The sequence below is a fragment of the Hafnia alvei genome (genome assembly GCF_034424155.1).
Taxonomy (GTDB): domain Bacteria; phylum Pseudomonadota; class Gammaproteobacteria; order Enterobacterales; family Enterobacteriaceae; genus Hafnia; species Hafnia alvei.
This window is the reverse complement of record NZ_CP139992.1, coordinates 2,449,710-2,468,115: the sequence shown is the minus strand read 5'-3', so window position 1 is coordinate 2,468,115 and position 18,406 is coordinate 2,449,710. Positions and strand designations below refer to the sequence as shown.

General features: G+C 48.3%; 15 protein-coding genes. 4 read left to right on the top strand and 11 right to left on the bottom strand.

What is annotated here, in order from left to right:
• Window positions 1-7 precede the first annotated feature (7 nt).
• Window positions 8-967 carry a PTS mannose transporter subunit IIAB gene (gene manX / locus U0008_RS11540; protein ID WP_025796819.1) on the bottom strand — a complete coding sequence of 320 codons (960 nt, stop codon included), beginning with the start codon at window positions 965-967 and terminating at the stop codon, window positions 8-10.
• 692 nt (window positions 968-1,659) lie between these two features.
• Here manX and U0008_RS11535 point away from each other — a divergent pair.
• Entirely contained in the window at window positions 1,660-3,219 is a 1,560-nt protein-coding gene (locus tag U0008_RS11535; protein ID WP_043493324.1) for a TerC family protein, read from the top strand.
• A gap of 75 nt (window positions 3,220-3,294) precedes the next feature.
• Here U0008_RS11535 and U0008_RS11530 read toward each other — a convergent pair whose 3' ends face one another.
• From U0008_RS11530 to celB, 6 genes are all read right to left on the bottom strand, one after another.
• A complete protein-coding gene (locus tag U0008_RS11530) occupies window positions 3,295-4,863 on the bottom strand; it encodes an EAL domain-containing protein (protein WP_043493322.1) in 1,569 nt (522 codons plus the stop codon).
• 330 nt (window positions 4,864-5,193) lie between these two features.
• Window positions 5,194-5,505, bottom strand: coding sequence for a PTS lactose/cellobiose transporter subunit IIA (locus U0008_RS11525; RefSeq protein WP_025796815.1), 312 nt, complete (start codon window positions 5,503-5,505; stop codon window positions 5,194-5,196).
• 2 nt (window positions 5,506-5,507) lie between these two features.
• Window positions 5,508-5,819 (bottom strand): PTS sugar transporter subunit IIB, encoded by a 312-nt coding sequence (locus tag U0008_RS11520; RefSeq protein WP_040044857.1) that lies wholly within the window; start codon window positions 5,817-5,819, stop codon window positions 5,508-5,510.
• Between the two features lies 1 nt (window position 5,820).
• Entirely contained in the window at window positions 5,821-7,302 is a 1,482-nt protein-coding gene (locus tag U0008_RS11515) for a leucyl aminopeptidase family protein (RefSeq protein ID WP_043493321.1), read from the bottom strand.
• Window positions 7,295-8,260 carry a glycosylasparaginase gene (locus U0008_RS11510; RefSeq protein ID WP_043493320.1) on the bottom strand — a complete coding sequence of 322 codons (966 nt, stop codon included), beginning with the start codon at window positions 8,258-8,260 and terminating at the stop codon, window positions 7,295-7,297. Before U0008_RS11510 ends, U0008_RS11515 begins: the two co-directional genes overlap by 8 nt.
• Window positions 8,261-8,295: 35 nt before the next feature.
• Window positions 8,296-9,576, bottom strand: a complete 1,281-nt coding sequence (gene celB, locus U0008_RS11505) for a PTS cellobiose transporter subunit IIC (protein ID WP_043493319.1) — start codon at window positions 9,574-9,576, stop codon at window positions 8,296-8,298.
• Window positions 9,577-9,745: 169 nt separating this feature from the next.
• On the opposite strand from celB, the gene U0008_RS11500 reads away from it, so the two are divergent.
• A complete protein-coding gene (locus U0008_RS11500; protein WP_043493317.1) occupies window positions 9,746-10,621 on the top strand; it encodes a hypothetical protein in 876 nt (291 codons plus the stop codon).
• A gap of 122 nt (window positions 10,622-10,743) precedes the next feature.
• On the opposite strand, the gene sdaA is transcribed toward U0008_RS11500, so the two are convergent.
• The 3 genes from sdaA to pabB form a co-directional block, all read right to left on the bottom strand.
• Window positions 10,744-12,108, bottom strand: a complete 1,365-nt coding sequence (gene sdaA, locus U0008_RS11495; protein ID WP_025796805.1) for an L-serine ammonia-lyase — start codon at window positions 12,106-12,108, stop codon at window positions 10,744-10,746.
• 658 nt (window positions 12,109-12,766) lie between these two features.
• Window positions 12,767-13,339 (bottom strand): CoA pyrophosphatase, encoded by a 573-nt coding sequence (locus U0008_RS11490; RefSeq protein WP_043493316.1) that lies wholly within the window; start codon window positions 13,337-13,339, stop codon window positions 12,767-12,769.
• Entirely contained in the window at window positions 13,336-14,730 is a 1,395-nt protein-coding gene (gene pabB / locus U0008_RS11485; protein ID WP_043493315.1) for an aminodeoxychorismate synthase component 1, read from the bottom strand. Before pabB ends, U0008_RS11490 begins: the two co-directional genes overlap by 4 nt.
• A 188-nt stretch (window positions 14,731-14,918) precedes the next feature.
• Between pabB and U0008_RS11480 the strand changes: the two genes are divergently transcribed.
• Window positions 14,919-15,137, top strand: a complete 219-nt coding sequence (locus tag U0008_RS11480) for a YoaH family protein (RefSeq protein WP_025796801.1) — start codon at window positions 14,919-14,921, stop codon at window positions 15,135-15,137.
• 42 nt (window positions 15,138-15,179) lie between these two features.
• On the opposite strand, the gene purT is transcribed toward U0008_RS11480, so the two are convergent.
• Window positions 15,180-16,358, bottom strand: a complete 1,179-nt coding sequence (purT, locus tag U0008_RS11475; protein WP_043493314.1) for a formate-dependent phosphoribosylglycinamide formyltransferase — start codon at window positions 16,356-16,358, stop codon at window positions 15,180-15,182.
• A 433-nt stretch (window positions 16,359-16,791) separates the two neighbouring features.
• On the opposite strand from purT, the gene cfa reads away from it, so the two are divergent.
• Complete coding sequence (gene cfa, locus U0008_RS11470) at window positions 16,792-17,943, top strand: cyclopropane fatty acyl phospholipid synthase (RefSeq protein ID WP_025796797.1); 1,152 nt, start codon at window positions 16,792-16,794, stop codon at window positions 17,941-17,943.
• Window positions 17,944-18,406: the final 463 nt, after the last annotated feature.

Genomic DNA, 18,406 nt, shown 5'->3' with positions numbered 1-18,406 from the left:
TTCAGCGTTAGTTCATTTTATTGATTAATTCCATCATCTTCAGACGACTATCGCTGGAGACCTTACGGACTTCCAATTCAATGCCGCGTGCATCCAGTTTTTTGAATGCTTCGATGTCTTTCTCGTCTACGGATACTGCGTTGGTGATCTGGGTTTTGCCCTGACGGAACGCCATACCACCAATGTTTACGGTAGTGATGTTCACACCATTTTCGACTAAACGAACCACGTCGGTTGGGTTAGTGAAAAGCAGCATGACACGGTCGCGACCATAAGCGGGGTTGTTATAAACACGGATCATTTTTTCGACGTCAACCACGTGAGCGGTAACGCCTGGAGGAGCAACCTGTTTTAGCAGGGTGGAACGAACGTGGTCAGCTGCAACTTCATCACTGACAACGATGATGCGGCTCACGTTAGTTTCTTTTGTCCAGCGAGTAGCAACCTGACCATGAATCAAACGGTCATCGATACGTGCTAAACCGATCTTCATGTGGTCTTCTGGGCTCATCGGAGCCTGAGGTGCTTTTGGCGCAGCCGGCTTTGGCTGTGGTTTGGCAGCTTCAGGTTCTTTTGCGCGCAGAGCTCGGACGCCTTCACGGCCTGTTTCCAGCGCTAATGCAACCAACTCGTCAAAGCTAGGGTCATCGTCGCGAGCCATGAATGTTTCTACCAGCATCGGAACGTTGACGCCGGTAATGACTTCATAGTGCTCTTTGTCCGTGACAATACGGCTTGCCGCATTGAAAGGACTTCCGCCCCAAGTATCAACCAAGAAGATCACGCCCTTGCTGGTATCCAGATGGGTCAATCTCTCGTTGTACTTTTCAATTAACGTTTCAGCATTTTCACCGGGAACGAAATCGATGTAGGCGACGTTGCTTTGTTCGCCTAGCAGCATTTCTGCGGTTTTGAGCAATTGCTCAGCCGCTGCCCCGTGAGTGCCGATGATAATAGCAATACTCACTCGCTACCTCCTCTCTACTTGCTAGCATGCTTTTACGGTGTGAAATAACTCACTTTCTCAGCATGGAATTAAGTCAAAAAACCGTTTGTAGATACGTCCTTGTGGAGTAACTGCTCGCCAAATAATTCTTGGATCTCACTGATGAATGCTAAGTGTCTTAAGTATCAATCAGTTAGCTTCATGAATCGATTCAGGCGAAAAATCCCAAATCTTCTTTAGCGAGATTTATTTTAGTCAGTAAAAAAATAATTTATGTGACGACCATCTGCTATTAGCACATGTAAATTATAAGAAATATTTAGATGCTGGATTTGTGCGCAATATGAGTAACAGAGTATTGACAAAAAATGACAAAATGTGTGCGCTGATGCTCTTTTGGATAGCTTTATTTCTTGTTAGCATAAAGTTTCTTATCACTGTCAGGAGTATTGGGTTAAACCCACCGTATGGACCGTCCCCGACGCCCTTTAATTTCTTCGCTATTCTCTACACTATTCTTTATGCCCGGTGATGTTTTGTTCCGTGGCTTGTCTTTGCTGAATGCATGCTTTCCTCATGTTTTGCGTTTTATTGCAGGTCTTTGGGAATCACATCTTGGTTTTAGCCAGTTTGCAAACGGGCTGAAACGTCGTGCACAGCAAGATCCTGTTGCCGTTCAACAATTCTCTTTTCACATTAACGCGGAATAAAACATGGAATTTTTACTCGATCCGTCAATTTGGGTGGGGTTACTCACGCTGGTGGTTCTCGAAATTGTTCTGGGCATAGACAATCTGGTATTTATTGCGATTTTGGCAGACAAGCTACCGCCGAAACAGCGTGATAAGGCGCGTATCATTGGCCTTTCTTTAGCGCTGCTGATGCGATTGGGGCTATTGTCCGTCATCTCTTGGATGGTAACGCTAACCCGTCCGTTATTTAGCGTAGGTGATTTTAGCTTTTCAGGGCGAGATTTAATCTTGCTAGTCGGAGGGCTGTTCCTCCTGTTTAAAGCCACCATGGAGTTACATGAACGGCTGGAAGGGCAGACCCATGAGGTGAACAACCGTGGATATGCCAGTTTCTGGTCGGTGGTGGTGCAGATCGTCATTCTTGACGCGGTGTTCTCGCTTGATGCGGTGATTACGGCCGTGGGCATGGTCGATAGCTTGCCGGTAATGATGTGTGCGGTTGTGATTGCGATGGCGATTATGCTGCTGGCGTCTAAGCCGCTGACCAATTTTGTGAACGAACATCCTACCGTCGTGGTGCTATGTTTAAGCTTCCTGCTGATGATTGGTTTGAGTTTGTTGGCAGAAGGTTTCGGCCTGCATATTCCGAAAGGTTATCTGTATGCGGCAATTGGTTTCTCAATTCTTATCGAAATGTTTAACCAAATTGCGCGTCGTAACCACATCAAACACGAGCGTCGTCTCCCAATGCGCCAGCGTACTGCCGAGGCCATCATCAGCATGATGGGCGGTAAGAAAGATAAGCAAAATGGGCACCGTAGCGAAGACGTGGTCGCTACCAAAGAAGAAGAGACTTTTGCCGCCGAAGAGCGCTACATGATTAGCGGCGTGCTGACGCTGGCTTCACGATCTTTGCGTACCATCATGACGCCGCGTAATGAAATTACTTGGATAGATTGCCAGCGCACGCCGCAGGAAATTCGCAGCCAGCTCCTGGAAACGCCTCATAGCCTGTTCCCTGTTTGTGATGGTGAGTTAGACCAGTTGATTGGCATTGTCCGCGCCAAAGATCTGCTGGTGGCGTTGGACGAAGGGATCTCCGTGGCTGAATATGCCGCGAAAAGCGCGCCGATTGTGGTGCTGGAAAGTTTGGACGTAATTAACGTGCTAGATGTATTGCGTCAGGCAAAAGGGCGGTTAGTCATCGTGAGCGACGAATTCGGTATGGTTCAAGGCTTGGTGACGCCGCTGGACGTATTAGAAGCGATTGCGGGTGAATTCCCAGATGAAGATGAAACGCTAGATGTCATCAAACAGGAAAATGGCTGGTTAGTAAAAGGCGGTACCGACCTGCATACCTTGGAGCAAATGCTGGGCTGGGATGGCTTAGTCAGCGAATCTTCATCAGATTGCGCTTCGGTGGCCGGTTTGCTGTTGGCTCATTTCGATCAGATGCCGCAGGCCGGCGAGAAATTAGATCTGCACGGTCTTCGCTTCCAAGTTATGGAAGTTAAAGACTACCGCATTGAGCTGATTCACATTGAGCGTATTAAAATGCCTGATGAGTACGAAGAGGAATAACAGCCGTTAATAACAGTCGTTCCTAATTACAGTTAATACTTCCCTCCCAAACGGGAGGGAAGTTTAATGACTTAATCAATCATCCTGCTTCGGTTTGGCATATTGCTGAGCCAACCACTGCGGAAACTCTGCAATCGGCATCGGACGTGCAAAGTAAAATCCCTGCATCGCACAAACGCCTAATTGGCGCAGATAATCAGCCTGCTGGCGAGTCTCAACCCCTTCAACGATGAGCTTCAGTTTGAGCTCTTTGCCCAATGCAACAATGCTGCCGAGCACTTTGGCATTGATGGCATCTGTACCAATGGTTGCGCAGAATGTCTTATCAATTTTCAGTACGTCGGGATGCAGGTTTTGCAGGTAACTCAATGAACTGTGCCCCGTGCCAAAATCATCCAGCGCGAGAGATGCCCCCATCGCGCGCAGTTGGGCTAGCTGAGTATAATCCGCTGGCTGCAATTCCGAGCGTTCTGTGAGTTCTAGCATAAGCTTTGTTGCGGGATTAAATTGATACCACAGTTTATGCAGATCGCGCGCAAGCTGGCCTTGAGCAAAATGTTCGGCAGCAATATTAATACTGATATAAAAATCAGGCGTTTGTGGAAACAGGTGCTTGTTTTGTTCTAGCGAGTACAGAAGGTGGCGTGTGAGCGACTGAACTAAGCCATGCTGTTCGGCTAGAGGAATAAAGATATCCGGTGAGATCCATCCTTGGCGCTCATCGTACCAACGCAGCAGGATTTCCACTCCATCACATTCGCCACTCTGGCTTTGAATAATCGGCTGGCAATAGAGCTGGAATTGCTTGCGCTGGATCGCCGAAGAAATGTGATAGGCCAAATTCATCCGATTAGCCGAAACCATAAAGACAATAATCCCTGCGAGTAAAAAGACCAGCAGAGAAAGCGGAATGTGCTGAGGAAGTGAGCGCAGCGCGAGCTGCCAATCAGGATCGGAGAAAACCCCCACGGAATAAGCATATTGGTCAGAATTCAGCGCGACGTTGGGTTTATCCGTGATATCTCGCGTTTGACGGATCATCTCTTGGCCATAAATCAACGTCTGTCCTTCAACGTTGAGAGCCATGTAATTCACATAGGGCTTTTGCGGCTCAAGAATGAAGCTCGACAACATGGCGATATGAAATACGTGAATCATGCCGCTGTGAGGATCTGAGCGAGTCGGCACCCAAAAAAGCAGCGTAGGGCTTCCACGCTTAACCAATAATGCGGCTTTAAGCATCAGGTTATGACCGGGCTTAGCAAAGGTGGGAAAAATCACATCGAGCTGATAGTCGCGGTGGCCGAACAGGCTAGAGCAAAAAATAACGTCATTTTTAACCAACAAAATAGCCCGTACGGTCTGTAACTGCACTGACATGTTTAGCAAGCGTGGCTGAGCCTGAGGGCAACTGCTGTTGACCAGCTCGTTGTGGGTAGTTGAAATTTCATTGGCTGAGTTAAGCAGGCGGTCGATTTGTTGTACGGCAGAGAGGGCGGCTTTGTGCTGCGCGGTGCGCACGGTATCTAGCTCTTGGCTGTAGCGTCCACCCATGGAAATAGCAAAAGCAAACAATCCTGCTCCAGCGGCGAGCAGTAAACGGTACAAGCGATACTTTTTAACTGCCACCTTTGAGAAGCGCATCAAGCATCCTTTGACAGGAAAATCCTAGCCAACATACAGTCAATGAATTGTTCACTCTTTGCGTAAGTGTAGCTATTGAAAAGAAAATGTGGACGGATAGTAGCGTAAATATCAATGGCAGGTCGATATTGTAAAGATAATAAAACCGGTAGGTGATTAAAAAACAGCTAAATTAGGATTTATCTACGCAGATCTTACTGTTTTCTGTACAGACTTAGAGAAAATTCTGATGTATAGGCAGAGGGCTTTCTAAAAAAATACCTTAGCGTTTTTAATATAATTTACTGATCTTGGCTAAAACCCCCTTACTTTTGGTAAGGGGGGAACTCATTAGTGAGCGAATTGTTGATGCAGGGCGATAATTTCACGGCCTAATTCCATCAACATAATGGCATTCATTAGATGATCTTGCGCGTGAACCATCACCAAATGCACAGGGATCTTTCCTGTTCCTTCATCCATTTCGATCAGTTTGGTTTGCACGTGATGGGCTGAAGATAATGCCTCTTGTGCCTGCTGCATGTAGATTTCGGCCTGAGCAAAATCTTTTTCTTCACGAGCGCAGCGAATGGCCTGAAAAACTAAGCTACGTGCATAACCAGAGTTTGCAATGAGCTCCATCACTTCATTTTCAAGATCCATGCTTAAGCCTCTTCAATCAACGCTAATGCTTGGTCAAGAACCTTATCGCCTTTCATGGTGCCGTAGGCCATCATATCGATACAGGCGATTTTCTTGCCGTGTTCCTGAGCGATTTTTTCGCATTCAGGCAGCTTATAGCGGATCTGCGGGCCTAATAAGGCGACGTCAAAATCAGCAGCACAGGTCTTGTAATCACGGACTGATTTTGCACAAATTTCAGCGTCGATACCGCGTGCTTTAGCTGACTCCAGCATTTTCTTAACCATCAAACTGGTCGACATACCAAGATCACAAACCAACAGAATTTTTTTCATGTTATTTCTCCAAATCTTCTATCAAATGCTGCATTAAAAGAGGGATCGGGCGTCCAGAGGCGACGCTTCGGCCACCTTCGCGCCACAGCGCGGTTCCACTAATATCGAGGTGCGCCCAAGGGATATCTGCTGGGCAGAAACGGCTCAGGAAATAAGCCGCCGACGTGCTGATGGCGGCGTTGTTAGTCGGGGTATTGCAAACATCGGCAATAGCGCTTTCAACCTGTGGCGCAAAGCGCGGGTCGAGCGGTAGTGGCCACACCTCATCGTGTGCGTGCAGCCCGGCTTGAATGAGCTTGCGGCTGAGTTCAGCATTTTGGCTCCATAACCCGCTGAGGTCGTAGCCTAAGGCTTTGACGACAGCACCGGTGAGCGTTGCCATATCGATGATGTACTGAGGATGCTGATCGTCTAAGGTAAGCTGGCCGGCATAGGCAATGGCATCGGCTAAAACAAGGCGTCCTTCTGCGTCGGTGTTGTTAATTTCAACCTTAAGGCCGGCATAGCTTGTGACAACGTCACCTGGGCGCATGGCTTCTGGGCCTATCATATTTTCAGCGAGTGCCAAGACGCCAATTAAGCGTACTGGTAGCTTCATTTCAGCGGCGGCGAGTAGTAATCCAAAGACGTTGGCGGCACCGCACATGTCGTATTTCATGGTGTACATGCCTTCGCCGCCTTTGAGCCACAGCCCGCCGGTATCGAAGGTAATTCCCTTGCCTACATAGGCGCTGAATGGCCCGTCGGCGCGGCCTTCATAGCGTAGAACCATCAATCGAGGAGGGTTGGCTGCACCTTTACCCACCGCATGTAACAGACCTAAGCCTTGGCGCTCAATCTGTGTTTCTTCCAAAATCTCACAGCGCAGTGTTCGATGCGGCGCGATGATTTTCTCGATTTCGGTTACGACAAATTCAGGTGTGCATGTATCGCTGGGAATGTCTGCGATACGTCGAGCGGCGATCATGCCAATAGCCGAGGCTTCAGCCTGGCAACGTATTTTCTCCACCGCGGCTTGATCCTGTGGCGGACAGCAAAGGGAGATATGTTTAATCCGAATCGCAGGCTCAGTGCGTGTTTTGAGCCCTAAATCGCTCAGTTGATAATCCAGATTAAACAAGAAGATCAGCAATGAAGAGAGCATGGCGCGGTCTGCGCTTTTTTTGGTGTCCCACAGGCTGCAATCAACAATAAGTTCGCTACATGCCGTTTTACGTAACAGAGGGCGTAGTGCGGCATGGAGCTTAGTGGTTATCGAATCTAGCCAATGATCCTTGGGCAATAAGGTCACTCGACCAAAGGGGGCGCAGCCGTAGGCACAATCGGCGACGGAGTGTACCGCGTCTTTTTGCAGAGCCGATAATAGCGAGGTATCGATTTCGGTCTGCGTTAACAGCGCACTGCCAGCAAAGGAAATCAGGTGGCTATCTTTACTTGATAAGACGGCATGTGATGCAGCGTTTATGACCTGAGATTTAATCATATTGAGGTTCTCCGATAGGTGCGCGGATCCGCGCCGCATAGTCATTCATCCATGCTTCATCGGCAGGGACGTAGTGAGTGCGGTCGGATTGACGCTCGGCGAGGTAAACGGTAGGAGGAAGATCGCGCGTGGCGACAACAAATGAAAATGTTTTGATATTGGTGGAGACACCAAATTCGCCCAGTTTATTCATGCAAACGACTGACAAATCACCCACGCGACCAAAACGCGCCATGAGTTTGTCTTCGAGCTCAAATATCACCGAGTCAGCGGCGTCCTGCGGTGTCATTCCGCCTTCCATGCGTCGTACAATCTCGTAGCTAGTGCAGCCTTTCATCAAATCTTCGCCAACGCCGGTGGCGGTTGCCGCACCGATTTGGCTATCACAGTAGAATCCGGAACCAATGATAGGGGAATCGCCCAGTCGGCCACGACGTTTCATGAATAAACCGCTGGTGGACGTTGCTACACTCATCGAACCATGGGTATCCAGCCCAATCATGCCGACGGTGTCATGGCCATCGTAGGGGCTAAGCCCCTGATCGATAGTTTCTCGACAGCGCTTGCGATAGTGTTGCATGGCGCGCTCGGTGAGCATGGTTTTTTCGGCAAATCCCTGACTCAGCGCCCATTCACGGGCACCAACGCCAACCAGCAAACTGTTGAACCGTTCTCTACTCAGCGCATGCGCCACGCGAATGGGGTTGGCGATATCAACCAAATTACCGACGGCGCCAAACGCTAAGGTATCGCCATCCATAAACGCGGCGTCTAATTCAACTTCACCGTTTTCGCTGGGCAAACCACCGTAGCCCACGGATTTATAAAATGGAAAATCCTCAACGTCGGCAACGGCATTGACCACGGCTTTGGCTGACTTTTCCCCCTTCGCCAGCAGGGTGCTGGCGTGTGTGATGCCTTCTAGCGCCATGCGCCATGTCGCGATCATTCCCCACATGTAAAGCTCCTAATTCTTTGTATAACAGACATAATCTATTGTTTTTCTGCAACGCAATATTGTTTATCCAGAATGCGTAGGAAGGGCAGATACAGCATGGCCCCAATCAGCAGGTTGACGATTTGCATCAAGCTGCCGCTGATATGACCGGTGACGATAAACCCGCTGATGACCGGCGGTAGAGTCCAAGGAATAAACACGCCGGTGGTAACGGCAACCATGCCGATTTTCATGGCGATGTATTGAACGGTCACCAGAACCAAGGGAACCAAGTTAAACGGGATCAGCATGATCGGGTTCATGATGATAGGCAGGCCAAACAAGATCGGTTCATTGATGTTAAATACCGAGGCACCAGCGCCTAATCGAGCAACCTCACGCATACTTTTGCTGCGGGCAAAGAAGAGCATGGCAATCACGAGCGAGAGCGTAGCCCCTGCGCCGCCCATCCAGACCATATCGAAAAATTGCTCGGTGATAATGTGCGGTGGTGTGACACCTGCCTGAATGGCTGCGATGTTGTCGGTTTGGTTTTCCATCCATAGTGGACGAATAATGCCGTTCACCATTGAACCGGAGTTAATCCCCACCGACCATAGAATGGTGATCGATAACACCGTCAGCAGCGCACCAATATAAGAGGTACCAAAATGACGTACCGGTGTGGCAACCACTTGATAGATGAACTGATGAATGGTTTCGTAATGGGTATGTTCGAAAACGATGCGAATGGCTAATACCAGAACGATCACGACCAGCGCCGGTATCAACGCCGCAAAAGATTCTTGTACCGCCGGTGGTACGCCTTCCGGCATTTTGATAACCAGTTTTTTGCGCTTTAAGAAGCAAAATAGCTCGGTCCATAGCAGTGAACCGATCATGGCGACAAACAGCCCTTTACTGCCGATCCATTCAGTGGGAACCACAGTAATATTGCCGAGCGCCTCTACCTTAATGAATGGCGTCAGGATGAGGAAAGATACCAGAGCTAAAATGCCGCAGGATACGCGATCTTCTTCATAGTGCTCCGCGAGCCGATAAGCGACCAGAAAACTGATGAACAGCGACATGGTCGAGAAGACGGCGTTAAACGGGATTTCAACGATGTTGCTCCACGTTGCGCCAAACATGCCGGCCATAAACTGTTGATAGCTTTGGCTTGGAAATGACGAAATGATCAGTAAAACGGAGCCGACAATGATGAATGGCATAAATGAAACGTAAGCGCCACGTATTGCACACAGATGCCGCTGCTGTGCAGCTTTAGCCGCCAGCGGCATCAGTTTCGCCTCAAGAAATCCTAAAACGTTGCTCATAGAGAACTCCGTAAATTGCTTTTTAATGATGAAGTAACGGGATCTTAATGCGGCGATTATGTGTGAATGAGGTGATGATAAAGTTGCGTTAGTTCACAATGTGACGGTTACAACAAACAAGTCTCACATGATTGGATATCATTAATTCGATCATTCAAGGAGATCTGAAATGGAAATTAAGCTACACGCTAACGCGACAACCACGCCCAGAGTTCGGCGGTATATCCAACAGTCTGATAAGAGCGATAGGGTGCTAGCACAGGAGCTTGGTATTTCGGTGGCGACGGTACGTCGCTGGCGGCAGCGACAAAGCGTTGCCGATCAACATACGGCACCGAAGAATGTGCACAAGGTATTGAGACCAGAGCAAAGCATGCTGATCAACTGGCTGAGACAAAAGCTGATGATCCCTCTCGACGAGCTGTTTACGTTGGTTAATTCAGGGATGCAGCAAAGTGTTTCACGTGCGGGTTTAGACCGCTATATGCGGCGTGCAGAATTAGCACATATGAACGTATTAGAGGCGCGCGAGCTGCGCGGCAAGAAAGCCGTTAAGGCCGGTATGAACCTGGGGAAACTACGTTTATTTTATCAGCGCGTGAGTTTGCTGCCTGAAGACGGCGGCGAACATCATATTCTGTGGGCGCAAGAAGAGGTGAGCGGCTGGATTGCAGCACGTGCTTACGCAGGGGCATCTCCAACGTTGGTGGTGCATTGGCTGGAGGCGATGATGAAAATCACACCGGCTGCTATACAATCTGTTGAGACTGAAAATAAGAAGCTATTTGGTAATGAATTGTCACCCGATCATCCATTACAGCAATGGAGCGCTGAACATGGGTTACCATTGACGCTAAGAGCAAGCGACACCGCTGATATTACGCTACGACTAGAGTGTTTCTTAAGTGAGCTCATTCCTGCTGTCGGGGATATTGGCCTTGATGATTATCTACAGCAGATATGCGAACAGTATAATCAACGCTGGTCACAGAAAAAACTGGGTGGTTTGACGCCGGAGGCATTTTGGCGAGAGTTTGCGCAGTAATTGTTTGTAGGGAATGAAAAAGCCCCAAGCCGTTATCAGTTTGACTGATAGCACGCTTAGGGCTTTAGGCTTATCAACGCAATCTAAAATGACTTTAGCTATTGCGCGAATTTAGCTACGGCTTAATCACACTGAACTTTAATCGCCAAGCCGCCACGCGAAGTTTCACGATATTTCGCGTTCATATCTTTACCAGTTTCGTACATGGTTTCGATGACTTTATCCAACGAAACACGCGGTTCTGAGGTACGTTGCAGCGCCATACGTGAAGAGTTGATGGCTTTCACCGACGCAATGGCATTACGTTCAATGCAAGGCACTTGTACCTGACCCGCAACCGGATCACAGGTTAGGCCCAGATTATGCTCCATGCCAATTTCTGCCGCGATACACACTTGCTCAGGGCTACCGCCCATCAATTCTGTCAGACCCGCTGCGGCCATCGAACAGGCTACACCGACTTCACCCTGACAACCGACTTCAGCACCGGAGATGGAGGCATTCATTTTGTACAGAGCACCTACAGCGCCGGACGCCAAGAAGTAGCGCACGAAAACGTCTGGTGTGACGGGCTCTATGAAGTGGTCATAGTAGGCCAGTACGGCAGGAACAATGCCACAGGCGCCATTGGTAGGCGCAGTTACGACACGGCCACCGGCGGCGTTTTCTTCGTTAACCGCTAAGGCAAACATGTTCACCCAGTCGATCACCGTCATCGGATCTTTGTCGTATTTGTCGGTGGTGACGAGCATACGGCGTAACGCCGATGCACGACGCGGTACACGCAGTGGGCCAGGTAGAAGACCTTCAGTATTTAGACCACGGTCGATACAGGCCTGCATGGTTGCCCAAACGTCGCCAAAATAGGCATAAACTTCATCTTTGGTATGCAGCGCGAGTTCGTTTTGCATAACGAGACCGCTGATAGACAGCCCTGTCTCTTTGCAATGATCCAGCAGCTCTTGCGCGGAGTGGAACGGGTAAGGCACAGTCACGCCGCCCGCGCTATCTTTACCAAAGTGCTCTTCGTCAACGATGAAGCCGCCGCCGATAGAATAATAAGTTTTGCTATACAGCAATTTTTCGCCCGCAAATGCATGGATTTGCATGCCGTTTTCATGCAGCGATAGGTTATCGCTACGGAAGTTCATCCCGCCTTCGCGAGGAAAATCAACCTCATGCTGGCCATGAGCCAACAGCAGGCGCTGACGTTGCTCTACGTCGCGAATAAAACCCGGAATTGCATCGATATCCACGGTATCAGGCATGTTGCCTGCGAGTCCCATGATGATAGCAATATCAGTGTGATGGCCTTTACCAGTGAGGGAGAGAGAACCATAAACATCGACGGAAATGCGCGTGACAGAAGGTAGCAACCCTTTATCAATCAGATCGTCGACAAACTGTTTGCCGGCTTTCATCGGGCCCACGGTATGTGAACTGGAAGGGCCGATACCGATCTTAAACATGTCGAAAACGCTAATCACGTTGGGACTCCTTAGTAGACATTGCTTTCAGAAACATATAATCGTGCTTCGTGAAATACTGTCTTTATATAAAAGTTATTAGACTGCGGAAAACGGATTCGCCACCGTTAGTCCGTGGTGTTTTTTCTGGTGCTGTTTGCTTTAACGTTCAATGAGTTTGCTGCCGTGGAAGCAGTTTCACATTATAAAATTTAATGTAAGAATTCGCATATTGCTCACGCCATGACTAAAGCGCGCCAACAATAGCCGAACTTAACGGGTGACGCACGTGCAATCCTTCAATTTATCTACAATAAACGCAAAAAAATCGATTAACCCTACATCAGGTGAGGTCTGTACGCCGATTTATGCGACAAATAACCGGCGCTTGATCGGCATTTCCCTACCTGTGAAAAGATAATCTGACGGAAATATCTGTCACTACAAACAGGCTAATTCATAGTGGCTTATCTATGATATTGCGACATATGCCAGATAAATCAAGTAATGAGCTACGAATTTACCCGTATTTACCAAGGTTTGTAGGGTTTACTTTAGCGGATAACAGAAAAAAGAGAGTGATAGGGATCGAGGAATCTCTAATCCATCTCGATGAGGGAATAAACTAACCCTATTGTTGAGATATCGGATTAGTTTGTTTGATGATTAGTAGGGCTGGCTAAACGTGGATTTGCTGAGCCAGTCGGCGAATAATGGCGGCCGTCATACCCCAAACAAAGAAATGCTCATACCAAGACAGATAGACTCGATGGCGATGTTCGCCGCGGTGGATATCTAGCGGGTGATAGCGGGAAAGGGCGAGCGCTTCCCGCAGCGGCATTTCGAAAACGGCAGCAACTTCGTCTTCACTGGCGATAGGGGTGATACTGGGAGGCAAAAGTCCAACCACGGGAGTCACCCGAAAGCCAGTGATGCTGTCTACCGCCGGTAGCTGTCCGATAATGTGAACGCTCTCGGCAGGGAGTGCGATCTCTTCCTGAGCCTCGCGTAACGCCGTCGCAATCAAAGAACCGTCGGTTACATCAGCGGCACCTCCCGGAAAAGCAACCTGCCCGGCATGTTTACGTAGATGGCTTGAACGCTGAGTTAACAACAGCGTCGGCTGTGGGCGATTAACGATGGGGATCAGAACCGCGGCTTGGCGCAGATTATGGCCTTCGTTCGTTTGGATAGGGGCCTGCAGCTGAAAGCGCGCCACAAATTCGCTGAGTTCAGGAGAAAGCCGCATCATGCTGACACCTCGACGTCGCCAAGGATCGGCAATATTTTCCCAACTTTGTCGAAAGTTTCTTGGTATTCCGCATCGACCTGACTGTCAGCGACAATGCCACCGCCGGCCCAGCAATATATCTTGCCATTCTCGGCCAATAGCGTGCGTATGGTAATGCTGGTATCCATATTCCCGCAGCAGCTCATGTAGCCAATACTGCCGCAGTAGACATTACGTCGCTGAGGCTCTAATTCTTCAATTATCTGCATGGCGCGAATTTTAGGTGCTCCGGTGATTGATCCTCCGGGGAAACACGCGCGCAGCAGATCGGTTGCATCAAGGTTATTCGGCAGCGTTGCGGTGATCGTGCTCACCAGATGATGTACCGCAGGGAAGGGTTCCACAACAAACAGCTCGGGAACGCGCACGCTGCCTGCCTGAGCGACGCGTCCTACATCATTGCGCATGAGATCGACAATCATCAGGTTTTCAGCCTGATCCTTACGAGAGCTCGCCAGCTTTTTAGCCTGTAATTTATCGGCAATAGGGTCGGCTAAGCGCGGCAGCGTACCTTTAATGGGGCGCGTTGAGATATTTTTCTGCTCAAGCTGCAAAAAACGCTCAGGTGACACGCTCAAAATGGCGCTTTCAGGTAAGCGCACAAACGCCGAAAACGGTGCTTTGTTGTGCTCATTCAAACGTAAAAAGGCCTGCCACTCATCACCTTGGTAGCTCGCGCTGAAGCGTTGGGTCAAATTAATCTGATAGCAGTCACCCGCATATAGATAATCATGAATGCGGGCAAATCGCTGGCTATATTCTTCCTGGGTTAAATTGGCTTGCCAAGATGACGTTAACCGGAAATGAGAAGGCTGCGGCGTTTTGACCTGAGAGCTCAACCACGCAAGGCGTGCTTGAGCGTCGCCATGAACGATTAAAGTTAAGCGTTTTAATCTGTGGTCCGCAATCAGTGCCCAATCATAAATTCCCACCGCCATATCAGGTGTTGATAAATCAGCATCGGCCTGTTCAGGCAGGGTTTCAAAGCGTCGCCCAAGATCGTAGCCCCATAGACCGACGGCACCGCCGCAAAACGGGGTGTCGGCTTGTTCTGACATCGTTGGAAGCAGACGCGATAATTCTGCTTGAACCAAGCGCAGCGGATCTTGCTCGCTATAACGAACATGGCCGTTTTCTGCGATGGCGGTTTGTTGCCCTCGGGTGGTTAGGGTGAGCAAAGGCTGGGCGACTAAAATATCAAACCGATTATGGTGATGATTAGCGCCGCCGGAATACAGCAGCATTGCCCAAGGTTGTTGCACGAGCGGAGCAAAATAATGCAGCAGGGCATCCGGTGTATAGTCTAAATCAATACGCGACAGTGCAGCAGGTGAAGAGGTTATGGCAGTCATGGACGAGAGATCACTTTTATAGGTATGCAGATATTTTGGTTCAACGTCGATGTTGATATGACAAAGATAAGACTACCATAAATTGCAGGCAAGATTAGCGGATAAATGCCCTTGCATTATCTAGGCTTGTGCGTGGTTTGCGGCTATACTCTTGCCCCCGTATTACCATTCAGCAGCAGGAGTTATTGATGAACAGCGGAATGCCAGCGTTATCACATACAGAACAGCAAGAGGCTGCCGATCGCATTCACAAACTGATGGAACAGGGCATGAGCAGCGGCGAAGCTATTGCTCTGGTCGCGGCGGAAATTCGTGCTAACCACACCGGCGGACACATCCAAGTCTTATTTGATGATGAAGATGAAAACGAAAACGAAAAACAAATCGACAAACAAAATGAAGAATAATCTGTAATGAAGCGGCGCGGAGACGTTTCCGCGCCCGATGTTTTATCCTTTCACTACCACACAACAGCTGACTTGCTTGGCAAGCGCAATCGCTTTATCAATCGTCTCTTCATACGCTAACGCAACGCCTAAACGGCGGGTGCCATCGATTTCTGGTTTGCCAAACAATCTTAACTGCGTTTGTGGCTTCAGTGCCTGTTTCACATTTTCGAAGACGACATCGTTGCTGTGCAAACGTGGCAGGATCACCGCAGAGGCGCTGGGACCAAATTGGCGAATATGACCGATAGGTAAACCAAGAAACGCACGAACGTGCAGTGCAAACTCTGACAGATCCTGAGAAATCAGCGTCACCATGCCAGTATCGTGTGGGCGTGGAGATACTTCGCTGAAAATGACATCGTCGCCACAAACAAATAGCTCAACGCCAAATAGTCCATAGCCCCCCAGAGCCGTGACGACTTTACCCGCGATCTCCTGAGCCTTCGCGAGTGCGTTGTCGCTCATCGCCTGAGGCTGCCATGATTCGCGGTAGTCGCCGTCTTGTTGTCGATGACCAATTGGCGCACAGAAATGTAATCCATCACAGGCATTAATGGTGAGTAAGGTGATCTCAAAATCAAATTTCACCAGACCTTCAACAATCACTTTCCCTTGACCCGAACGGCCACCAGACTGGGCATATTGCCACGCGCTAGTCATTTCATCGGCATGGCGAATCAAGCTTTGGCCTTTGCCGGATGAGCTCATCACAGGTTTGATAATGCACGGCAGACCAATTTCTTGCGTAGCTGCGTTGAATTCTTCCTCTGTTTCGGCAAAACGGTAAGGAGAGGTGGGCAACTCTAGTGTTTCAGCGGCCAGACGACGGATGCCTTCGCGGTTCATGGTGAGCTGGGTCGCCCGTGCACATGGGACGACCTTTTGTCCGTCGTTTTCCAACGCAACCAGCATCGATGTGGCGATAGCTTCAATTTCTGGCACGATAAAATCTGGGCGTTCACGCTCGACCAGCTCTTTAAGGGCCTCAGCGTCTAGCATGTTTATCACATAGCTACGGTGGGCAACCTGCATGGCGGGCGCATCGGCATAGCGGTCGACGGCGATAACTTCAATGCCTAAACGTTGGCATTCGATAGCCACTTCTTTACCTAATTCACCGGACCCTAAAAGCATGACGCGAGTGGCGTGTGGGCGGAGCGCAGTTCCAATCGACAACATAATCATCATCCTATGAGCTTGCAAAAAATCGGTTGCAGTATATACGAAAACGTTTGCGTGTCAGTAATTCGATTTAATTTGCACCATGAAAATAAGGTTGAGCTGCCAATTTTACTCAGGACTGAAGAATACGATAGGTCAGTCAAACAGGGGTGAAATAACATGTGTTGCTAATTATTTATTTAGGATATTAATTATATTTATATATGAGTTTCGGTTGGATGCAGACAACAGACAAAAAAATACGTTGCTCAGTTCAATCGGCTTATCACAGGTTGATTAAGTTAAATTTCATTTGTATGATAAATCTATTGTATGATAAATACAGCTATCGGCGAGGGTGAATCCCTGTTGGGTACTGAATTTTGAATAATTAAAACAGCAATAGCCGTGCAGCTGGAGGGTTAGCGCGGTATAGGGGAGAAAGTGAACCATGAGTTCGACGTGTGTTGTTGAGACAGAATTAAAAGAAGACAATTGGTACAGAATTGCAGAGGAAATGCTAAGCCAGGCCGGAATTACTATCAATGGGACTCGACCGCAGGATATTCGCGTCAAAAACCCCGAGTTCTTTCATCGCGTGTTGCAAGAGGGATCGTTGGGGCTTGGCGAGAGCTATATGGACGGTTGGTGGGAGTGTGATCGTTTAGATATCTTTTTCCAACACATTTTAGCCGCTGAACTTGATGAGCATTTGCCGAAACATTTCAGTGATATTGTACGAATTGCTTCAGCTCGCATTTTTAATTATCAGACTCGGAAACGTGCATGGATAGTGGGGAAAGAGCACTACGATCTGGGTAACGACCTATTTAGCAGAATGCTCGATCCGTATATGCAATATTCTTGTGCTTACTGGAAAGATGCAGAAACGCTGGAGCAGGCTCAGCAGGCAAAATTGCGGATGATCTGTGAAAAACTGCAACTGAAGCCGGGAATGACCTTACTGGACATTGGCTGTGGCTGGGGAGGATTGTCACAGTTCGCGGCGAAAGAGTACGGTGTGTCGGTGAAAGGAGTGACGATTTCTGCTGAGCAGCAAAAAATGGCGCAAGAACGTTGTGCAGGCTTAGATGTCGAGATTTTGCTACAAGACTACCGAGACTTAAACGAAAAATTTGACCGTATTGCTTCTGTTGGAATGTTTGAGCACGTGGGACCAAAAAATTACCGTACCTATTTCGAAGTGGCTGCGCGCAATCTAAAACCAGATGGGCTTTTCTTGCTCCACACCATCGGTTCTAATCAGACTGACCTGAACGTCGACCCATGGATCAATAAGTACATCTTCCCGAATGGCTGTTTACCGTCGGTGGCACATATTGCTTCGAACAGTGAGGATTTGTTCGTGCTGGAGGATTGGCATAATTTTGGCGTCGATTATGACCGTACATTGATGGCTTGGTTTGAGGCATTCCAGAAAAGCTGGCCGGAAATTAAAGACAACTATAGCGATCGTTTCTATCGGATGTTCACTTATTATCTTAATGCGTGTGCAGGAGCATTTAGAGCAAGAAACATCCAACTCTGGCAAGTCCTTCTAAGCCCTAAAGGTGTGGAAGGTGGAATTCGTGTTCCTCGCTGATAATGAAGGGGTCCGCAGTGTCGATTGCGGATCCTGTGTTCATTATATATTCGTGTAATAAAAAGATGACAGCGACGCGCTGTTTATTTCAGTCTGTTATTCAAAGCCTTGTTCGTTTGTTTTATCGACATCATAGTTATATTTGTGATGTACGTCGCTATTTTATTTATGAATGTTTTTGCGTATTAATAAAAAATAATGTAAGCACGGTGTGTTTTTTTACTCTGTTGATTATTAACAATTTATTTTTTAGTTGCTGATTATTGTATAGGCGAATATTTGTCAATATATAGAATTAGAACAGACTGTACGTACAGTATTTATAAACAAGGCTATCACCCACGAAATATTTGCGCTGAGCATGAAACTATGCGTTAATACTGACGCCTGAAATGCTGATGTAATCATATCGTTTTTGTTTGCTTAATGATTCGGCTTATATTTCTGCCTATTCTTAAATGGG